This is a genomic window from Microbulbifer sp. A4B17 (assembly GCF_003076275.1).
In the GTDB taxonomy this organism is placed as follows: domain Bacteria; phylum Pseudomonadota; class Gammaproteobacteria; order Pseudomonadales; family Cellvibrionaceae; genus Microbulbifer.
Map to the genome: position 1 here is coordinate 1776394 of NZ_CP029064.1, position 19998 is coordinate 1796391.

13 protein-coding genes are annotated in these 19998 nt (G+C 46.0%); 9 read left to right on the top strand and 4 right to left on the bottom strand.

Annotated elements, in window-relative coordinates; translation table 11 throughout:
• The first annotated feature begins 964 nt into the window (after positions 1-964).
• The 4 genes from BTJ40_RS08075 (at position 965) to BTJ40_RS08090 (ending at position 8370) form a co-directional block, all read left to right on the top strand.
• Complete coding sequence (locus tag BTJ40_RS08075; protein WP_157953968.1) at positions 965-2818, top strand: RHS repeat domain-containing protein; 1854 nt, start codon at positions 965-967, stop codon at positions 2816-2818.
• Between the two features lie 61 nt (positions 2819-2879).
• Complete coding sequence (locus BTJ40_RS08080; protein ID WP_108732604.1) at positions 2880-4706, top strand: RHS repeat protein; 1827 nt, start codon at positions 2880-2882, stop codon at positions 4704-4706.
• A gap of 18 nt (positions 4707-4724) precedes the next feature.
• Positions 4725-8009 (top strand): RHS repeat-associated core domain-containing protein, encoded by a 3285-nt coding sequence (locus BTJ40_RS22990; protein ID WP_108732605.1) that lies wholly within the window; start codon positions 4725-4727, stop codon positions 8007-8009.
• Positions 7993-8370, top strand: coding sequence for a hypothetical protein (locus BTJ40_RS08090; protein ID WP_108732606.1), 378 nt, complete (start codon positions 7993-7995; stop codon positions 8368-8370). The genes BTJ40_RS22990 and BTJ40_RS08090 overlap by 17 nt, the downstream gene beginning before the upstream one ends.
• A 708-nt stretch (positions 8371-9078) precedes the next feature.
• Here BTJ40_RS08090 and BTJ40_RS08095 read toward each other — a convergent pair.
• The gene (locus BTJ40_RS08095) at positions 9079-9378 is read right to left on the bottom strand and encodes a hypothetical protein (protein WP_108732607.1); all 300 of its coding nucleotides are present in this window, start codon (positions 9376-9378) and stop codon (positions 9079-9081) included.
• A gap of 709 nt (positions 9379-10087) precedes the next feature.
• Entirely contained in the window at positions 10088-11386 is a 1299-nt protein-coding gene (ltrA, locus tag BTJ40_RS08100; protein WP_108732608.1) for a group II intron reverse transcriptase/maturase, read from the bottom strand.
• A gap of 717 nt (positions 11387-12103) precedes the next feature.
• Here ltrA and csrA point away from each other — a divergent pair.
• Complete coding sequence (csrA, locus tag BTJ40_RS08110; protein ID WP_108732610.1) at positions 12104-12283, top strand: carbon storage regulator CsrA; 180 nt, start codon at positions 12104-12106, stop codon at positions 12281-12283.
• A gap of 256 nt (positions 12284-12539) precedes the next feature.
• On the opposite strand, the gene BTJ40_RS08115 is transcribed toward csrA, so the two are convergent.
• Together BTJ40_RS08115 and BTJ40_RS08120 are read right to left on the bottom strand one after the other, a co-directional pair.
• A complete protein-coding gene (locus BTJ40_RS08115; protein WP_108732611.1) occupies positions 12540-12974 on the bottom strand; it encodes a GNAT family N-acetyltransferase in 435 nt (144 codons plus the stop codon).
• Between the two features lie 45 nt (positions 12975-13019).
• Positions 13020-13430 carry a rhodanese-like domain-containing protein gene (locus BTJ40_RS08120; RefSeq protein WP_108732612.1) on the bottom strand — a complete coding sequence of 137 codons (411 nt, stop codon included), beginning with the start codon at positions 13428-13430 and terminating at the stop codon, positions 13020-13022.
• Positions 13431-13736: 306 nt separating this feature from the next.
• On the opposite strand from BTJ40_RS08120, the gene BTJ40_RS08125 reads away from it, so the two are divergent.
• The 4 genes from BTJ40_RS08125 to BTJ40_RS08140 all read left to right on the top strand — a co-directional run bounded on the left by BTJ40_RS08125 (position 13737) and on the right by BTJ40_RS08140 (position 19984).
• The gene (locus tag BTJ40_RS08125; RefSeq protein WP_202862872.1) at positions 13737-14735 is read left to right on the top strand and encodes a helix-turn-helix domain-containing protein; all 999 of its coding nucleotides are present in this window, start codon (positions 13737-13739) and stop codon (positions 14733-14735) included.
• 121 nt (positions 14736-14856) lie between these two features.
• Complete coding sequence (locus BTJ40_RS08130; RefSeq protein WP_108735214.1) at positions 14857-15864, top strand: tryptophan--tRNA ligase; 1008 nt, start codon at positions 14857-14859, stop codon at positions 15862-15864.
• 80 nt (positions 15865-15944) lie between these two features.
• Positions 15945-17513 (top strand): AbgT family transporter, encoded by a 1569-nt coding sequence (locus tag BTJ40_RS08135; RefSeq protein WP_108732614.1) that lies wholly within the window; start codon positions 15945-15947, stop codon positions 17511-17513.
• Positions 17514-17848: 335 nt separating this feature from the next.
• Positions 17849-19984, top strand: a complete 2136-nt coding sequence (locus BTJ40_RS08140) for a TonB-dependent siderophore receptor (protein ID WP_108732615.1) — start codon at positions 17849-17851, stop codon at positions 19982-19984.
• The last annotated feature ends 14 nt before the right edge of the window (positions 19985-19998 follow it).

Sequence of the window (19998 nt, forward strand, 5' to 3'; positions counted from 1 at the left end):
CTCTATCCTTGATGGGAAGAGTACGACCGCCCTTCGGATTGGCAAAATACAGAGTGTTCCCGCTGAGTGATGATTTAAGTAGTCGGTAGAGCTGGCGATCGCTAATTTCCAATATCGTGGTTTACATAAGGCTGTATTGTTTAGGCTGCTAAACGTTGAATTGGCCGATAAAGTGTATGGTGACGAAGCTCTGTCCAGATTGGTTGTGCAGAACCCGACAGGTTATCACTTCCGCATTCCGATTGAAGGTGATCAGGAGATAATCGTTTAAGTCCAGAGCTGTTAGTGCGTAAAGTGGGTAGCGATTTAATCTCCAATCCCTTAGTCGGGTCTACCAAACGACAAGAGAGCTTGGAAAAGACAAGGCGGTGAGTGATTTATTTCTGAACTTGTCAACGGGCAGCTATGAGCATCGGTTGGTTATTGATGAAATTGGGTGTGTGCTGATTATGGTGGTGCATGCTGTTGAAAAACTGATTTATTAAGGTTTGGACTCGGCTCAGTTAATGGGATTTATTGCTGAATGGCAAAAATTCAGAGTACACATGACCTTAGACGAGCTGGCTGTTTCTTAGTCACTGAATGGAGGCACTGGGGAAAGTATAGCAAATTTGTTCCGTGAGAAGGCTGCTGTTTTAGTTGAATTCAATATTAACTCTCCTGACACTCAATATGATTACCAGACCGTTCATTTGGATGTTACTAACTCCGATCAGGTTGCCCAGTTTATAGGTGTTGGTTGAAGTGATTAAGCTTACGGGGGTGGCCTTGTTAGAGTGGTAGAGTTATAGTGCAAAGGTTTGGGCTGAATAGCTTATCCATTTAAGACTTTGACCTTGTATCGCCCTTTTAGGGTTCCAGGTTTTTTATTTGGTGGCGGCTTAAGTGGGGATTGGATCTTAAGGAATAGTTTCGTAGTTATCGTATTTTTCTATTTTAATTTAATAATTTTAGAGAAACTTTTATGCGCTGCATTGTTGTTTTTTTTATTTTAATGTTTTCGGTAGTTACTTTTGCTGCGAATCCGCCTTTTAGTTCCTGTGAGTCGGTTACTTTTGTTGGAATTTATCCAACACAAGAAGATATGTATGCGGCATGTGATGCTTCTTCTATTGGTGAAGGATGTTATGCGTCATGGTATACCGAAGGTGAGATACGTTATACGGGACATGTCAATTATTCCGAAACTAGCTTTCATGCTGTGTTATGCGGGATACATGGTTATCCGAGTGGACATGCGTATGTGTTTGGTCGTCCGCTTAATTTCGAGGGTTGCCCCGAAGGTACCCAATCTGATCCTGAGCAGAACGGAATGTGTGTGTGTGATGAAGGAGTTATGAATGTTGAAACTGGGGCCTGCGAAGAGCCTCAATGCATGGCTCCAACAACTTATAATTACGATACTGGTCTTTGTGAAAAAGAATGTCCAGCCGATAAACCTTGGTCTGATACAGCTCGAGACTGTGTTGCTCCAGCCGAGCCCCAAAGCTGCTCCAATCAAACTGGGGCCCCGTCAAACTTAGCTGGCAATCCTATCAACTTCTTTAGTGGTCATAAATTACAACGAGAGTCCGTATTCTCTTCAATTGGTGATTTCCCTTTGACTTTCTCCTGGCTTTACAACAGCTTTGGTAATCACGAAAAATCGGGTTCTGGTTTTACAATAAGTGTAACCTATGCAGGGGAGACGGTGACACATAGTGAGGGCACTGTGACCAGTGACTCGGTAGGGATTAGTTTGCCGCTCGATAGAGACTCCACTTCTGAGTATACCGGCAGTGCCACGGATAATTGGCGCCATAACCATAGTTATTTTCTTGCTCATTACACATTGTCTGATGGTGAAACGGAACGAGTTATTGCCTACCGTCCTGATGGTAGCGATCTGCACTTTGAAGATGAAGAGGGTACTTTTATCGGCGAGGCCAATCGGGATTGGCGTGTTACCAAAGAACTTGATGAAAGTGGTGAAATAACAGGCTGGAAGCTGGAAATAGGCGACCGTATAGAAACTTACGATACTGCTGGCCGAGTCTTACGAGTAGAAAATCAGCAAGGACAGGGTATTAGCTATATCTATGATGATAACGGCGTTTACCAGGCAACTATCTCAGATGATAACGGTAATAGTATTGATCTGAGCTGGAACGGTGGGAAATTGATTCAGATTGTCCGCAATGATAACTCTGTCTACCAGTTTGCTTATACTGATGATGGCTTGTTGGAAACCATTACGTTTCCCGGAGATGAAAATCCACAGCGTACTTTTCGCTATGAAGATAGCCGCTTTCCCAATGCCCTGACAGGGGTTACTGATGAAGCGGGTAAGGTTTACAGCACCTTCACTTATGATGACCAGGGCCGAGCAATCCACACTGAGCACAATGAAGGTTCTGAGTCTGTGGATGTGGAGTATGTGGATGATTATACACGCAGGATCACTAATGCTCTGGGCAAGCAAACTACTTATAACTATACCGATGTGGACGGTGTCAAGCGTATCACTTCTGTAGATGGCGAAGTATCAGCAAATTGTGCGGCGGCAAACAAAAGTTACACCTATGATGCCAATGGATTTGTAGCCAGTGAGACGGATTGGGAGGGGAATACCACCACTTACACTCGCAATAACCTAGGACTTGAATTGACCCGTACTGAAGCTGCCGGCACTGCCGCAGCTAAGTTAGTTACAACCGAGTGGCACGACACTCTTAACTTGCCAATAAAAGTTACAACGTCTGTTAGCATCACCGAGTATATCTATGATTCCAAGGGGCGTTTACTTTCCAAAAAAGTGACATCAGTAGAGGGCTCTTAATAACCTCTATTAAATATCAAACAATGTAAATTAATAATTAAGTCATTTCGAAGGAATTGATATGTATTTTAGGAAGTCTATTCTTGCGGGTGCGTTTGGCCTGCTGGTGGCCCATGGCACCCAGGCGGCGATTGATGAGCAGAACTGGTCCTATACCTATACCGAAGCGGGCAAAATGGAAACGGCGGATGGTCCGCGTACGGATGTTTCTGATGTCACTACTTATACTTACGATAGTAATAATCGCCTCACTACTACGATTAATGCACTTGGGCACTTGGAATCCATTCTTGAATACGATGCGGCTGGGCGCCCGCTTAAAGCGCAGGATGCTAATGGGCTGCAAACCCACTTTACTTACACTGCGCGGGGCTGGTTGGAATCAACTACGGTGAAAGCGGCATCCGGTGATCTGGTGACTACCTATACCTATGATCTTGTGGGGCAAGTGACCAATATTACTTACCCGGATAGTTCCAGTGTTACTTTCGAATACGATGCTGCGCGTCGTTTGACGGCCACCCAGAACACCCTGGGGGAGCGAGTTGAATATACCCGTGACGCCGCTGGTAATATTACCGAGGAAAAGGTTTTTGCAGCTGACGGTACAACACTGGTACGTTCTGTTAGCCGTGGTTACGATGAACTGAGTCGTTTGATTGATGTTGATGGTAATAATGGCCAGAACACGTCTATTGCTTACGATAACAATGGCAAGCGGGTTTCTAGCACAGATGGTAACTTAAATAGTACTGGCGAACTGAGGGACGCCTTAGGGCGGGTCGAGACGGTTACCGATGCCGATAGTAATCAGATCCAGTACAGTTACGACAGTGCCGGCCGCGTTACTTCTGTTACCGATCAACGCGGTAATATTACCAGTTATGAATATGATTTTGCAGGTAACCTAGTCAAACTAGTCAGCCCGGACACGGGTGTCACCACTTACGATTATGATGAAGCCGGCAACCTTATTTCTCGTACTGATGCACGTGCGGTAGTTGCCAACTATAGCTATGACGCTCTCAACCGGGTTACCGCAATCACTTATCCCAGCAGTACAGATGAGAATGTCAATTATAGTTATGACGATACTGAAAATGACAATAAGGGCTTAGGGCGTCTCACTGGGTACAGTAATGATGCCGGCAATACTGAACTTACATATGATGACTTAGGGAGGGTAACTACCCAAGCTGATACAGTCGCCGGCGTTAGCTTCAATATCGAATACAAATATGATTCCCTGGGTCGTGTAGCCGAAATAACCTACCCCTCTGGACGTGTTATCAATTATACCCGTGATAATCTAGGGAGAGTCATTGCCGTTACCAGTAAGGATAGTGCCGAAGATAGCACACAGACTATTGTGAACGATGTCCAGTACCAACCCTATGGCGGTATTGCGTCTGTAGGCTATAGCAACGGAGTAACTCAGAGCTACAGCTATGATACAGATGGTCGTTTATCGAGAATATTGGTAGAGGGCAGTGCTAATTCATTAAAGGATTCGAATATTGGTTACGATGTTTCCAATAATATTACATCGATTGGTGAGCAGGTTAGTAATACAGCACAATCCTTTGTTTATGATCCATTATACCGGTTAGAGCAAGCAAACGGAGATTACGGTCAACTGATATATGAGTATGACTCAGTAGGGAATCGTCTTTCACGATCGAATGGATCACTACTAGAAAGTTATTCATATGACTCCTCTTCAAACCAGTTGTTGAGGATTGATGTTGATAATGGTGGTGTTGATGATCAACGATCAATCAGTTATGACGCTTCAGGCAATGCAGTCGAGGATATCACTCAGTCTAAGGATAGAATTCTAGAATATAATGCTGCCAATCGGTTAGTGCGTATTTTGGAAGGAAAGTAGGCAAAATAAGCTGTTGATATGAATTTAGTGAACAAAAAGATTATAACTTTTAATGGTTTGATAATGTATTTTCTTCGTGCCAGTATTTTGTTGCTAGTCAGTTTGCTTTCAGCTAACACACTTGCTGTTACAGAGGACTATTTTGTAGGAGTATCGATTACTTCAGATGATAATGACGCTCTTGGTGTGATGTTTCGCTATCAGGATAGCGAAAATTATTACCGGTTTTATATGGACAGCCAATACAGTCAGCGTCGTTTAGATAAGACAGTAAATGGTGTTACTACAATACTGGATGAGGATTCGGTCTCTTACACAGTAGGAGAAACCTACGAAGTCACAATTACAGTGGTTGATGACCAGATCAGTGTTATTGTGGATCAAGAAGAAATTCTGCAAGCAAGTGACAGTAGCATTGCGGAAGGAGGTGTTGCCTTATACTCCAAAGGCAATAACAAAAGTTACTTTGATAATTTAATTGTTATTGACTTTTATGATGATGACCAGCCTATAGTTGAATACTCATTTGAGTCTGATTCCATTTTGGAAGACCTAACGATAGTAGATGAAGGAACCACCTCTGGCCCATCTGACTGGGATGTGGATGATGGCCGCTTAGGTCAAACCAGTAATATCTACCAGGCAAACGACGATTTAAGAGCTCGGGGCACCTTTGCAATTCTTGATGCGACACTCAATAGTGTGGCAAGAAATAGCGTTGCTGTATCTATAACCAAAGATCTCGGTCTGGGAGGGGCAGCAGAAACTCAGCTTAGTCCTGCTGTTTCTGGTAATGCCAATGGCAACTATATTTTGGCATGGGAGCAGGCTACAGCCGCAGATGAAACCGGCCAATCAAATGTTTACTATAGCGTTTATGATAGTAGTGGTTCTCCACAACTAACAGGAATAAAAATAAATAGTGATAATCAGTTTGAAGATAGTCATCACACAGTACCTCAAGTGATTCTGCATGATAACGATCATGTGACAGCTGTGTGGCAGGACGACCTTGATGGGAACGGATATTACAATATTTATTTGAGGCAATTTGATGCCGAAGGAGCAGAAAAAACACCGGCGTTTATTTTGCATAGTGATGTTAGTGGGCAGCAGTTAAACCCTACTATTGTGTCAAATAGCCAGGGGCAAATAGCTGTAGCATGGGAAGATGATGCTGCAGGTAATGATCAAGTCTATTATCGTGTTTTTGATTCCTCCGGTATTCCATTAACAGATGATATACAGATCAACGATTTATCTGGAACACATTATCATCCTCGGCTGCTACTGGCTGATGACGGTTCAGTGACTGCTGTCTGGCAGGAAGACTCTGACGGTAATAATTATTTCAATATTCGAGTTCGCGGCTTTGATGCCACCGGCCAAGAGGTATTAGCTGGCTTCACTGCTAATACTACCGTTGCAGGTCATCAATATCGTCCAGGCATAGTCACTTTACCTAGTGATGGTTTTGCTATTGCGTATGAGGATGACCTTGACGGAAATGGTATTTTCGATATTCGCGTGCGAGGGTTTAATAGTGATGGTACTGAGCGTTTTGAAGATAGGTCTCTCAATCTGTTTAGCCCCATCAATCAGCAGGATATTCAGTTATTGCCGACAGAAACCGATGGCTTTATTGGGATGTGGGTTCAAGAGAAAGAATCGGTTAATACCATCGTTACCCGTTTCTTTGATGATATGGGTAACCCGTTATCCAATGATACGCCCTGGTCTATAAGTGGAGCCCCGCAGTCTCAACCTTCAATGGGTTTGGCTGGTACCGATACCCTCCTATTGGGTTGGTCTGAGGAAAATACTGATGATTTGAATACGGCTGTTCGTGCCGTTGTATTAAATTATTCGTTGGATGCTGATTTTGATGGAGTCGGTGATTCTGAGGATGCTTTTCCCAATGATCCGAATGAATCTGTCGATACCGATGGCGATGGTATTGGTAACGTAGCAGATACCGATGATGATAATGATGGCTTACCAGATACTTGGGAAATTGAAAATGGCCTGGATTCATTAGTCGATGACGCAGATGCTGATGCTGACAATGATGGTGCCAGCAACGCAGAAGAATATGCAGATGGCACAGACCCTCAAAGTGCTATTGAATGTAATCGTTCTAGCTGTTTACCGGCGATTGTTACTTTCGAATCCGAGAGTACTGAGATTGGTATTGGGGATAGTACAACCTTGCATTGGCAAGTTGTTCGGGCTGATAGTGTATCGATTACGCCAATAGGCTCGGTTAGTATTGAAGGGAATACAGCGATATCCCCACAGAGTACAACGGTTTATACCTTAACCGCTTCTTCTGATCTTGGGGAAATATCCTCGACAGTCACCGTTTCTGCAACCGATGTATTGAGTGAATCTCGCTATAACGCCCTGGGTCAGCGAGTTTGGCATAAAACTGAAAGTGAAACACGTATATTCGTATATGGGCCACAGGGTGAAATACTTGCGGAATTAAATGAAAGTGGCGAGACCATTGCTGAGTACGTGTATCTGGAGGGGCAGCCTATAGCTCACTTTACCCAGCCAAGTACTGAAAATGCGCAGGTCCATTATGTTCATAACGATCATTTAGGAACTCCGCAAATACTTTCAGGTTCATCTGGAGAGGTAGTGTGGCAAGTAGAAAGCCAAAAGCCTTTTGGTGAATCTGAAGTTAATGAAGATGTTGATGGAGATGGTAGCGCAGTAGTTTTTAATCTGAGGTTTCCGGGGCAGTACTATGACCAAGAGAGTGGGCTACATTACAACTACTTTAGGGATTATGATACAGACAGTGGACGTTATTTACAGAGCGATCCGATAGGTTTAGAAGGGGGGATTAATACTTATGGATATACTTTACAAAATCCGATCAAGTATATCGATCCCTTTGGGCTAGATATACATATCTCAATAAATAGTAATGGTGCTCAGGGTTTTGGTCATGTTGGTGGGGCTGCTAACAGTTCACAAACTTCGGGGTTTTATCCTAAGTTTCCTTCAACTATGGCGCCGGGAATGGTTAAACCTGATAGCGATATTGATGGTGAGGTTGTGATTCCATCAACTCCTGAACAGGATGAAAAATTTCAGCAGTGCATGGTAGATCGAAAAAATAATCCAGGTGTATATGCAATAGTTACTAGGAATTGTACGAGACTTGTGCAGTCCTGTCTGTCCGAGGCTGGAATAAAAAATTATAATAATTCTACCCTGCCCAAGCGTTTTTTCTGTTCGATAGCAAAGAAATATGGCTGTGAAGGAGACGCGTGTAATGAGTGTGAGCAATAGTCAACTAAAGCTATTCTTGTTTTTACTTGCTTTAGTCTTGCTGAAAGGGCTGTTCTTTGCGGGGTATACCTCGATGGCGACTGCTTTTGTAAGACTGGTAGTGTTTCCATTTATGGTTGCATATTTTCTCACCGCTTATGCGTTCAAGTATGCTCTGTGGGGCTGGCTTAAAACATATTCCATATTGGTTTTGATTTTTATTTTTTCAGAATCTATTGATCAGATACTTTACTTCTTGAAAACCGGTGTGAGTGTATTTGAGGATTATGAAAGTGGCTCTGTAAGTATATTTGTCTTGTTGTGGAGTATGGCGGTCGGTTTTCTTGTTTTGTTATTTAATAAAAGAAGGTTTCTTGATTGAAGGATAGTTGGGTGTAAATTAATGATTCTATATTCTACAAAATGTAGCACTTAGGTCTAGCTGTAAATTTGTGCGCTGCTATTGGTTGAATGCAGTGCACCTTTTTCAGTTGAGTGAAAATTGAGAAGCCCGTGGAGTAGTGGGTGACATTTCAGAGTATTTGTGTCGATAATCTATTAGTGTTTAATAATTGTATTGGTTATTTGGATGTAGAGTTAAGAAACTTATGGTAAATATATAATGCCTGTATTCGGATATGCTTTGCAATATGTGGAGCGTCTGTGAAACTTGTCATGTATTTCAAGAGACCGTCAAATGACGATTTGGATGGGGTTAATAGTTTGCCTAGATACTTGTTCGTTCGGGGATTGACTGATTATTTTCAATGATTGGGAAATTATGTACACCCAATGATCAAAGGGGAGCAATTCTGAAAGCCCAAAGGTTGGAGAGAGGTTTCAGTTACGCGACAAGCATCAGTTCTGGAGGCTCTTCCTCTCTAATTTAGGAGTGAGGGACGTGAAATGTTCGGAACTTATGCTCAGGCTTTGGAAAGCTTTGTTTCTGTGCAAAGAAATCGGAATTTGTAGCATCAAATGTTTGGAGTAGAGTTAAATTAGCAGGAAGTAGCTGAGAGGAAGCGCCGGCAGTCGCCTATGCTATGTACCCAGCGTTTATTGAGCTTGCTACAAGCTTGTTGTTCTGCCTCTACTGATCCCACCAATCCTTTAAACCGACTTTCAACATTTCGGTTGAGGTATAGCCAGTGCTGGGTGAGATGCCGAGCCGCTCTAGGATAGGGAGCGTGTTTTCGGCAATACAATCTCGTTTTCTCCTGTCTAAGTGTCGACTACTCCAGTCCACTAACTCCAAGTAGTGATCCGGCAGAAGGGGTAGCCCTTTCGGCATATTCAAATTCTCACCGTCGACAAATGGAAGTGGATCTTTCGGCTTCTCACCTGAGAATATCTTACGAGTGTGCTGCTGAATCGAAGAGTAATCACTCATTACAGGTAATGCCGTTGCGATTGGTGTCAACCTAAAAGCAACCAGGCAGGAGTACTAATATGGGATGATAACTTGCTACCTGGTAGCTTCGCACCTCACTTCCTATTCATCATTACAGCAAACTTGCACTCCCCCTGCTTTTAACAAAGGAACCCGGCAACGTACACTAAGCTGGTGAGCTATCTAAATCATTGGTAAACTTTTACTTTCTTCTGCTTTCTTCTTCAGCTAGCTATATGATTTAGAACTTAATTCTTCAACCTTTTCGAAATAGCACAGGGACTATCCAATCTAAACAACAGTTGCTGATTGTTATCTGGGATTTCACAAGCCAGAGATATAAAAAATATAGGCACGAAAATGATCTTATTGGAATTTATTAAGTTTGTTTTAATGTCAAAGCTGCGTAGAATCGATAGATATTTTTAGTATTTTGACCGTAATTGAGTGAGCCGAATAAAAAAGGCTTTACAGGCTTGAATGCCTCGGGAGAACCGAGAGTTTTCCAATAGATCCATTCCCTAAAAGGAGAACGGTAGCGTGACATAAGAGTAAGTAAAAGGCGCTGACCCAAGGTGCTACCAACACCCGGGGTCAGCTAACCAAATTGATAAGTACAGTATCAAGAGTCGAGTAGACCAAAGGAACTTCCCCTTCAGCCTCTCACAGAACCGTACGTGAACCTCTCAATTCATACGGCTCTTCGTATTCAGCACATTTTCAATCTTCCCATTCTCCAGTGTGCAAACAAGCCACGCATTTGTTGACGAACCTTTCCAATAAAGGCCCAACTCTTGAAACAGCTTCGCTTCAGATGCTTAAACTTCTTCCTGGCCCAACGCATCAGCGTTTGATCAAGATACTTCTGAAGTCGATAAACACCATATTTCCGCCCAAAGTGACCGTAGTAGTTCAGCCATCCTTGTATTGCGGGATTAAGTGCTTGTGCCATCTCCGACAGTGATCGGTCCACCCAGTTAATCACACGCCACTGCCTAACCTTATCCTTGATCCTCTTGAAAGCTTTAGGGCTCATTGATGGACCAAAGGCGGTGAAGGTTTGTCCATGGCGATTCTTTGCTTTCCTGGGACCAAATCGATAACCCAGAAAGTCAAAATGGATCACAGGGTGGTTGTCTTTACGGTTGCTGTTCTTGCAATAAACCTTGCGGGTTTTCTCTGGATGAGCTTCAAGCCCGCAGGAAGTCAGGCGTGCCTTCAGCGCTGCCAGTAAGCGATCTGCTTCCCGGGGATTGCGACAATGGTAAACCGCATCATCAGCGTAACGCTCAAAAGGAATTTCTTTGTGCGTTCTTACCATCCAGACGTCCAGCGCGTAGTGCAAAAACAAGTTCGCCAACAGCGGGCTGATTACGCCTCCTTGTGGTGTGCCTTGTGTTCGCTCTTCAAGCTGTCCATCCCGATGTTGTACAGGAGCCGTCAACCAGCGCTGCACATAGAGTCTGACCCACCGATGATTATTATGTTTATCTAATGCCTTCAGTAGGAGTTCGTGATTAATATTGTCAAAGAAACCCTTGATGTCTAAATCAACCACCCAGATTCTATCCCAGCATCGTTGTCGAGCTCGGCGCACTGCGTCTATAGCAGACTTACCTGGTCGATAACCGTAGGAGTCAGGGTGAAAGACCTTCTCCAGTTCTGGCTCCAGCAGCTGCTTGACCACCATTTGTGCAATGCGATCTTCGATTGTGGGAATACCCAGTGGTCGCAGGCTGCCATCGAGCTTCGGAATATCCACTCGTTTGACGGCTGATGGAAAATAGCTGCCAGATGACAGTCTATTCCAAAGCTTGAACAGGTTTCTGGCGAGATTCGATTCGTACTGCTCTATCGTAATCCCGTCAATCCCCGCACCGCCTCCATTGGCCTTGATCTGCTTCCACGCTTCCCAAACCGCCCGTTTGGGAATATTGAATGGCTTTGCGCTAATCGTTAATTCCTCCCCCTCTGGGTTGATTACACGGTTAGTCGCCGAATACGACAACCCCTTCGCTCCACGACCATTACAGTCACTTCACCACTACTACGGGTTGTTCCGCCCCTGTGCCCAGTCTTGGTACTCAACGTCTTGTAGGGCCTCTACTTGACGCTCTTCCTTAACACCTGGACGACAGGTTCTCCTGTTCCACCCAAAAGCCTGTTGTGTGTTCACGCCGCCTTTATGCCGGATGTCACTTAGTCGGTAAACAGGTAACCTCCAAGCTTATCCCCGCACTTAGCCAGTGCACGGGTTTTGACATCATCTTGGTAATCCGCTTTCGACACCTCATCAGCGGTTCATTTGCATTCGTCTCCACACAACGCACCTGACGTATCTCGTACGCCTTTTCCCCAAGCGCTTCTAACCAAAGCTCTTTACTCTGGCCACCTTGAGGTGGTTTGTTACCACTTCCTGCAAAGCGATAACGGAGGGCCAACCTCCATCTCCTGGACAGCATGTATTTTTTTTTATTTATTAAAAAAAAATTACTCAGGACACACTGGCTATATGGATAATACGCTAGAAACCCGCTCGTCTTCAATAAAGTGGAGTACATTCAGCAGTTTGGGACCAATTCCCAAGCTCTGGAAGTCTAGCGCCCGCCTTTTCCTCTTCTGTGCCTACTGTCCTCGCGCACCACCCCATATTTCCTCCAAGCGTTGAATCACAAGTTCCCCCATCCCGGAAGTGCTCAAACTTTGATTATTGAAGGAAATGAGAATGTTGGTTTTAAAGCGACGGACAGGTGAGTATCTAAGAATTGGAGCAAATGTCTCAGTCACAGTGCTGGAGGTAAAAGGTAATCAAGTTAAGATAGGCATAAGCGCACCCAAGTCACTGCCTATCCACCGTGAAGAAGTCTATGTGAGGATCAAAAAGAAACAGAAAGTGGAGGCTTGAATATGTCGTAAGGGGGACAATTCTGGGGGGCAAGTGATTAAGACGCTAGACTCCAAGCATAAAGTTTCAGCCTTTGGCTGGCAGGTGATATATGCACTCGGGTTCGAGTGTCTCTTTGCTGCCAAAAGGCTCTTTTGAATATCAAAGCTAGTTAGGTGGCAGAAGGGCTAATTGTTTTCTGTTAGGTGGGCTTTAGAATTCTCCATCTCTTTTGTATTACAAGTTGAACTAGCAATCCTTGCTAAAAAGCCAGTTTTTATTTATGCCCCTTTGAAGATACCTTCCACCTTATATCCGCACATTGATATTTCCGAGCTTCTTTCGCAATTGCACTCAATAGGGCTTGGGTAATCTCTTCTTTTCGGTTTGTATCGCAATCCCCGATATATAGCTCACTGATAATGGCCCAGGCTGTCTTGTTTTCGGCCTCTGGAATAATATTAAAGCTGATATATCCCTCAAGATTATGGTCTTGTTCTACAACTAGCACTTGATGCTCTTTCCTCTGAAACAACCTATTTTGCAACTCAAGTTGGGTAATATGGAAAGAGTCAGTTGAATTATTATACCTGGCTAAGCAGCTCATCATATTGTAGAGATAGAAACAGTCGGTGGGGTGGGCATGGCGAACAAACATATCAGTACCATTTAATCGTATTTCTTTGAGTCGGCGTTTGATAGCTTGACACATCCTTATGCCAAGCTATGTCATCCTGTAAGGGGCTAACAATAGGAGTTAAATTGATTTGGCTGTTTCTTGGATGAGGGTAAACCCTTCATCTAACCATCCGGTGATGCCGCCAATCATTTTTTTGACTGGCCTGTTAAGCGTGGCCAGTCTGATAGCTGCTTTTTCTGTCGCATTACAGTGTGGGCCTGCACAATAGACGACAAATAATGTATCTGAAGGGTATTCACTCAGCCTGTCTTTATTGATACGGCTGTATGGTAAGGATTCAGCTGTTTGTATATGTCCGTTTTTATAGGCCTCTTCACCTCGCACATCTAAAAGTACGAAATCCTTGCGATTTTGGCTGATTGCGTGGTGTACATCCCAGCAGTCTGTTTCAAAAGATAGGAGGTTTTGGAAGTGGTTTAGCGCATCTTGGCTGTTGGCAGCGGGCACTCTACTTACGGCTGAACTCATAAATTACTCCCGGTGATTTCTCGGTGGTTCGTCAGGTTTCCAAGTGGCGATAGTGTCCCTTTTCGGTTGCTTCCGAGCGATCTCCCTCTGAGCCAGATAGCATTAATTTTGCGCCAATTCTGCGTGCAAACTTGTGGGTCGGTTTTGGCTAGTGGGGTTCGGCTTTACTTATTTGAGGATGATGGTGATTTACCGATTAAATAGTGCTTCATAGGTTGAGGGTTTTATTTTCGGCATTGCTTTCAATAACTGCTCAACTGGGTATGCTGGGTTGGAATTTATTTAATTAACTGGTTAGGGGTACCTATGTCGATGTTGGCACAAAAGCCTAATAAGAGTCAGAAAGTGGCTGTTCTCGCCCACCGGCAGGTCTCACTCTTCGAACTCGGTTGCGCTACCGAACTCTTTTGCCTACCCCGACCTGAACATAGCGAGCTCTACACCGGTGAAATTGTGACTTTCGCTGAGGAAAACCCTCTGGCGACTGGCGGTCTGGCTCTGGCTTGTCGGCGGGTAGATAGTTTGATGGATTATGATCTGCTGGTGATTCCCTGTTGGTCGACTAATGCTCAATCACAAGATGCTTATTTAAAGCGGGTGCATAGGGCGGTGGCTGAGTTTGCCGCTGCCGGCCGCCAGATTCTTACTTTTTGCTCCGGTGCTTTTCTGCCTGCGGAATTGGGACTATTTGATGGTCGGCAAGCGACTACCCACTGGTTGTTTGCGGAGCGTTTTCGTGAGCGCTTTCCTGCGGTGGAGTATGTGGGAGACGTTCTCTACGTGTGGGAGGATGCACTGGCTTGTGCTGCGGGTAGTAGTGCGGCCATCGATCTGGGGATTGAGTTTTTGCGGCGCAACCATGGTTATGAATTGGCCAATTCGGTGGCTCGGCGGCTGGTGATGGCTCCCCATAGGCAGGGTGGCCAGGCCCAATATGTGGAGATGCCGGTTGCCAAACGGCCGGATCACTTCTCCGCCGCGCTGGATTGGGCGATAGGCAACTTAGATGGCGCTATTAAAATTGATGATTTGGCGCAGCGCGCTCATTTATCCCGCCGTAGCTTTGACCGAAAGTTTCGCCAGTCGATGGGAATTGCTCCCAAGGAGTGGCTGATCCAGCAGCGTTTGCGGGCGGCGCAGAAGGCGCTGGAGTCCGGTAAGGAGTCTGTAGATCGGGCAGCCCAAATGGCTGGTTTTGAGAGTAGTGCGACCTTGCGCCACCATTTCCGTCGGGCGTTTGGGATTTCACCCAGTGAATATCAGCGCCAATTCCAGGTTTCCGCCAAAGTGGCGGTTGAGGCTTAACGTTGGCCGCGTGTTGGTACGACTATGGGGAGTCGGTACCTTTGGTTGATACACCCCTGGGCACTAAAGGGGTATGATTCGGTCTCTATTGCCTGATGACAGTACAGACTACGAAGGAATTATGACGAAACAGCGCGTATTAACCGGTATTACAACAACCGGTACTCCACACCTGGGGAACTATGTGGGTGCAATCCGTCCGGCGATCGCCGCGAGTCAGGATGAAAACAACCAATCGTTCTACTTTCTGGCCGATTACCACGCACTGATTAAGTGCCAGGACCCGGCACAGGTCCATCAGTCCACCCTGGAGATCGCTGCAACCTGGCTGGCCTTGGGCCTGAATACCGACAATGTGGTGTTCTACCGTCAGTCCGACGTCCATGAAATTCCTGAATTAACCTGGCTGCTCACCTGTATGACCGGCAAGGGCCTGATGAATCGTGCCCACGCTTATAAAGCTGCGGTAGATGCCAACCGCGCCGATGGCGAAGATTCCGATTTTGGCGTCACCATGGGGCTGTATAGCTACCCGATCCTGATGGCCGCGGACATCCTGATGTTCAACGCCAATAAGGTGCCGGTGGGTAAAGACCAGGTACAGCATATCGAAATGGCTCGGGATATTGCCCAGCGCTTCAATCACCACTACGGCGAGCACTTCGCTTTACCAGAAGCGGTAGTTGACGACCACGTAGCTGTGTTGCAAGGCCTGGATGGTCGCAAAATGAGTAAGAGTTACGGCAACACTATTCCGCTGTTCCTTCCTGAGAAGAAGCTGAAAAAGCACATTAATAAGATCAAAACCAACCTGCTGGAGCCGGGCGAGCCAAAAGATCCGGATACTTCCACTGTATTCCAGGTTTGGCAGGCATTTGCCAGTGAAGAACAGACTGCAGAAATGCGCAAAGCTTTTGAAGAGGGCATTGCCTGGGGTGAGGCCAAGAAGCAGTTGTTTGAGCTGGTGAACGGCCAGATCGGTGAAGCTCGCGAGCGCTACAATGAGCTGCTGGCCAACCCGGACAAGATTGAAGCGGAGCTGGAGAAGGGGGCTGTTAAGGCTCGCGCTTACTCTGCGCCCTTTATCGAGAAGTTGCGTCATGCGGTTGGTATCCGCAAGATAGGCTAAAGCTTTTCCTGGAAAAGCAGGAGGCCATGGAGTATCGGCCTCCTTTTTAATAAAAAATAATAAATGTACAGGGTGCAAACATGGAAAACGTTCAGGCAAATCCTGATGCGAATAATAACGCTGATAATAAAAATGGCTGGATTAATCGAGCGCTCAATTTTATTGAGGTTGTTGGCAATAAATTGCCCGATCCGGCCGTTCTCTTTTTGATCTTAATGGTGGGAATCTGGATACTCTCCTGGCTCCTTTCCGGTGTTAACTTCGAGACCCTACACCCCGCTACAGGTGAGGCGATTCAGGTAACGAACCTGATGTCGAGCAGTGAGATGGCTCGATTCTTATCCAGTATGGTGACTACCTTTACCAGTTTTGCTCCTCTGGGTGTGGTATTGGTGGCTATGTTGGGCGTAGGTGTCGCTGAGCAGAGCGGCTTTATCAATGCGGTATTGAAAAAGCTGCTGGCGGTAACGCCGCAGATGCTGCTGACACCGATGCTGATTTTGGTAGCGATTGTCAGCCACACCGCTGTGGATGCGGGTTATGTGTTAGTAATTCCCCTCGGAGGTGTGATTTTCTACGCGGCAGGTCGCCATCCTCTGGCGGGTATCGCTGCGGCATTTGCCGGAGTTTCAGGCGGCTTCTCTGCCAACTTTGTTCCCTCAGCGATTGATCCCTTACTGCAAGGCTTTACCCAGACAGCCGCACAAATCGCCAACCCGGAAATGCAGGTAAACCCCCTTAATAACTGGTTCTTCACTTCGGCATCTTGCCTACTGGTGACCCTGTTGGGGTGGTGGTTGACGGATAAGGTCATCGAGCCCCGCCTCAAGAATGTAGAGGTAGATGGCGATGAAGCGGATATGCCAGTAATGCAGGAACTGGGCGCCCGAGAGAAAAAAGCCATGTACCTGGCGGTAACTGTGATGGTGGCGGGTATCGTCGGGCTTGTGGCCTGGATGCTGCCAGAGACGTCGGCTTTGCGCGATGCAGAAGGGCAATTAGCCTCCTTCACTGCGCCGATTATGAAGTCGATTGTACCGCTGATCTTCCTGCTGTTTGTCATTCCCGGTGTGGTCTTTGGCTATGCGGCCGGTACTTTCCGCCAGAGTAAGGATGTTATTGATGCGATGTCCAAAACCATGGGCTCCATGGCTTATTACATCGTGATGGCTTTTTTCTGTGCGCTGTTTATCTCTGAATTTGCCCGCTCCGGTTTGGGTACGCTGCTTTCGGTGGAGGGGGGTAGCTTGCTCGCGGCGATGGATCTGCCGGGTCCAATTACCCTGATGGGCATTATTGTACTGGTAGCCTTTATCAACTTGTTTGTGGGGTCTGCCTCAGCCAAGTGGGCGCTGCTGTCCCCCATATTTGTGCCTATGTTGATGCAGATCGGTTTCTCTCCTGATCTCACCCAGGCGGCTTACCGGGTAGGTGATTCCTCGACCAATATTATTACCCCGCTGATGCCTTACTTCCCCTTGGTGGTTGTGTACTGCCAGCGCTATGTGAAGGGCACCGGTATTGGTACGCTTGTTTCTATTATGCTGCCTTACTCGGTTGTGTTCCTGATTTGCTGGTCGCTATTCCTGGTGGCTTACTGGACTTTGGGAATGCCTTTGGGATTGCAGGCCAGTTATACCTACCCCTGAGCGGGAGGGGATCTTTCTAAATTAAATCCCGATATATACACTTCGAATCTGGGTGGCTGCTGTTGAGCAGCCACTTCGTATTTTCCCCGCCTTAAAGTCCGCTTTTGTTTATTTCACTAAATCAACCTAGTGGTACAACGGTGTAGTTTAATGGCTGCAATATTGTCTTTTAATGCTGCATTTCTTGTCCTTAATCATGCTACCGCTCTTTTTAATAAAAAAATGTCCCAATAATGTTGTAGATGATAACGATTCCTATTAGGATTCGCGTCCAGTTACCTGGGTCACAGTTTGACCGTGATCCATCTAAATTCAGTTGGCGTTGAGGGATCTCCATGAGTACCGCTCGAATTAAAAGTATGCAAAAAGCTTCTCCTGTAATTTCTGGAATCAGCCGCTCTTTATTGGCGCTGGCTATTGCTGCGGGCGGTTCTTCTGTGGCGTTCGCTGCGGATGACGCAGATGAGCGTATTGAAGAGGTCAATGTTACAGGGCATCTGAACCTTTCCCGCCAGACTTCTGTGGGCAAACTGGATGTTTCCGTACACGAAACCCCTTTTTCTGTGACCGTACTGGACAATGACTTTTTCAACGATATCGGCTCGAAAACGGTTCAGGATGTTCTGCAATACACCCCAGGGGTGAATGGTGGAACCTACGGCGTTGATGTCCGTGGTGATTGGTCCCTGGTGCGCGGTGTTGATCCTGCGATTTTTATTGATGGCCTTCAGTCTATATTCGGCAGCTACACAAGTGCCCGAGCTAACCTCTATGCCTATGACCGGATAGAAGTTCTCAAAGGTCCTTCCTCTGCGCTTTATGGGCAGGGTTCTACAGGAGGTATCGTAAACTTAGTATCCAAGCGCCCGCAGAGAGAGTTTGGTGGCGAAGTAGTGGTTCAAGCTGGTAGCTATGACCATCAGGTATTTGCCACCGACGTCACTGGTTCCATGGATAGTGATGGTGAGTGGCTTTACCGAGTTGTAGGTTATAAGCGCTCTGCAGATACCCAGGTAGACTATGTCAATAATGACAGCACTTTGCTGATGCCATCTGTCTCATGGCGTCCTAGTGAGAATACTGAGATTACTTTCCAGACTACTTACCAGGATGATGAGAGTGGTACCTCTACAGCATTCCTGCCTTGGGGTGGTACCCGTATTGATAACGCGAACGGTGATATCCCAACTGATACTTTCCTCAGTGAGCCAGGTTGGGATAAATATAATACAGAGCAGACTGCTTACAGCATTTGGGCCGATCACCGCTTTAGTGATAATTGGGGTGTAAATGCCAGCATCCGCTACGCCAAAGGTGAAGTAGACTACAACACCATGTATGGCAGCTTCGACTACTCTCGCCTCGATCCTAATATCACTGAGATGCAACGTGTTGCGTTTTCCAGTGAAGCCAGTACAGACATGCTGATTTTTGATCTGAGAATGTCCGGTGAATTAACTACAGGCATCGTTGGTCACCAAGTTTCATTCGGCCTGGATAGCCAGGATGCTACTACGGACAATGATTACGGTTACGCTTATGGCGGGGTTATTAATATCTTCGAGCCTGAGTATGGTTATATCCCAGAAGATCTTGTGATTGCGAATGGGCCGGAGACAGATACAGAGCAGTTGGGCTTTTACTTCCAAGATCATATGACAGTTGGGAATCTGATCGTGACTACTGGTGTTCGTAGGGACTCCACAGAGTCGCAAACTGAAGGTTCCCCGATTACTGTGGATGATGATGCTACCACCATGCGCTTGGGTGTGATGTATGCATTTGATATGGGTATTTCTCCTTATATCAGTTACTCCGAATCCTTTGAGCCTGTAAGCGGTTCAGATCGCAACGGTGACTCCTTCAAGCCAATTGAGGGCGAGCAGGTAGAGGTTGGTGTGAAGTACCAGCCAGAGGGAACCAACTTGCTGGTTACCGCTGCAGCTTACGATATTGTGCAGAAAAACCGCCTTACTACAGACCCTGTTGATATCACTTTTGACACTCAAACCGGTGAGGTTTCAATTGATGGTGTTGAGCTAGAGGTAACTGGTAAGTTAGGTAACCTTAGTTTGGTGGCTGGCTACAGTACTACCAACACCGAGATCACCGAGAGTAATGTTGCTGGCGAAGTCGGTATTGCGATTGAGGCCGTTCCAGAGGAGCTAGTGACTATTTGGGGCGACTATGATCTGAGTGCATTGCTTCCGGGGCTGAGTATTGGCATGGGCGTTCGTCATGTTGGCGAGAGTTACACCGGTGTTGAAGATCCCACTGGAACCTTCCCATCGTACAACCCGTCTTACACCTTATACGACGCATCGATCGGGTATACCTTGGATAGCTGGCACTTCCAGCTGACAGGAAAAAATTTGTCTGATGAAGTACATACTACAGCTTGCTTAAGTCGTGGTGACTGCTTCTACGGTGAGCGTCGCTATGTAACTGCGGAAGCACGCTACATTTTCTAAGTTAGTGTAGACTG

Excerpts from the sequence above, each read along its gene's own strand:
- BTJ40_RS08075 (WP_157953968.1), top strand. The coding sequence starts at position 965 with ATGCGCTGCATTGTTGTTTTTTTTATTTTAATGTTTTCGGTAGTTACT.
- BTJ40_RS08080 (WP_108732604.1), top strand. The coding sequence starts at position 2,880 with ATGTATTTTAGGAAGTCTATTCTTGCGGGTGCGTTTGGCCTGCTGGTG.
- BTJ40_RS22990 (WP_108732605.1), top strand. The coding sequence starts at position 4,725 with ATGAATTTAGTGAACAAAAAGATTATAACTTTTAATGGTTTGATAATG.
- BTJ40_RS08090 (WP_108732606.1), top strand. The coding sequence starts at position 7,993 with ATGAGTGTGAGCAATAGTCAACTAAAGCTATTCTTGTTTTTACTTGCT.
- BTJ40_RS08095 (WP_108732607.1), bottom strand. The coding sequence starts at position 9,378 with ATGAGTGATTACTCTTCGATTCAGCAGCACACTCGTAAGATATTCTCA.
- csrA (WP_108732610.1), top strand. The coding sequence starts at position 12,104 with ATGTTGGTTTTAAAGCGACGGACAGGTGAGTATCTAAGAATTGGAGCA.
- BTJ40_RS08115 (WP_108732611.1), bottom strand. The coding sequence starts at position 12,974 with ATGTGTCAAGCTATCAAACGCCGACTCAAAGAAATACGATTAAATGGT.
- BTJ40_RS08120 (WP_108732612.1), bottom strand. The coding sequence starts at position 13,430 with ATGAGTTCAGCCGTAAGTAGAGTGCCCGCTGCCAACAGCCAAGATGCG.
- BTJ40_RS08125 (WP_202862872.1), top strand. The coding sequence starts at position 13,737 with ATGTCGATGTTGGCACAAAAGCCTAATAAGAGTCAGAAAGTGGCTGTT.
- BTJ40_RS08130 (WP_108735214.1), top strand. The coding sequence starts at position 14,857 with ATGACGAAACAGCGCGTATTAACCGGTATTACAACAACCGGTACTCCA.
- BTJ40_RS08135 (WP_108732614.1), top strand. The coding sequence starts at position 15,945 with ATGGAAAACGTTCAGGCAAATCCTGATGCGAATAATAACGCTGATAAT.
- BTJ40_RS08140 (WP_108732615.1), top strand. The coding sequence starts at position 17,849 with ATGAGTACCGCTCGAATTAAAAGTATGCAAAAAGCTTCTCCTGTAATT.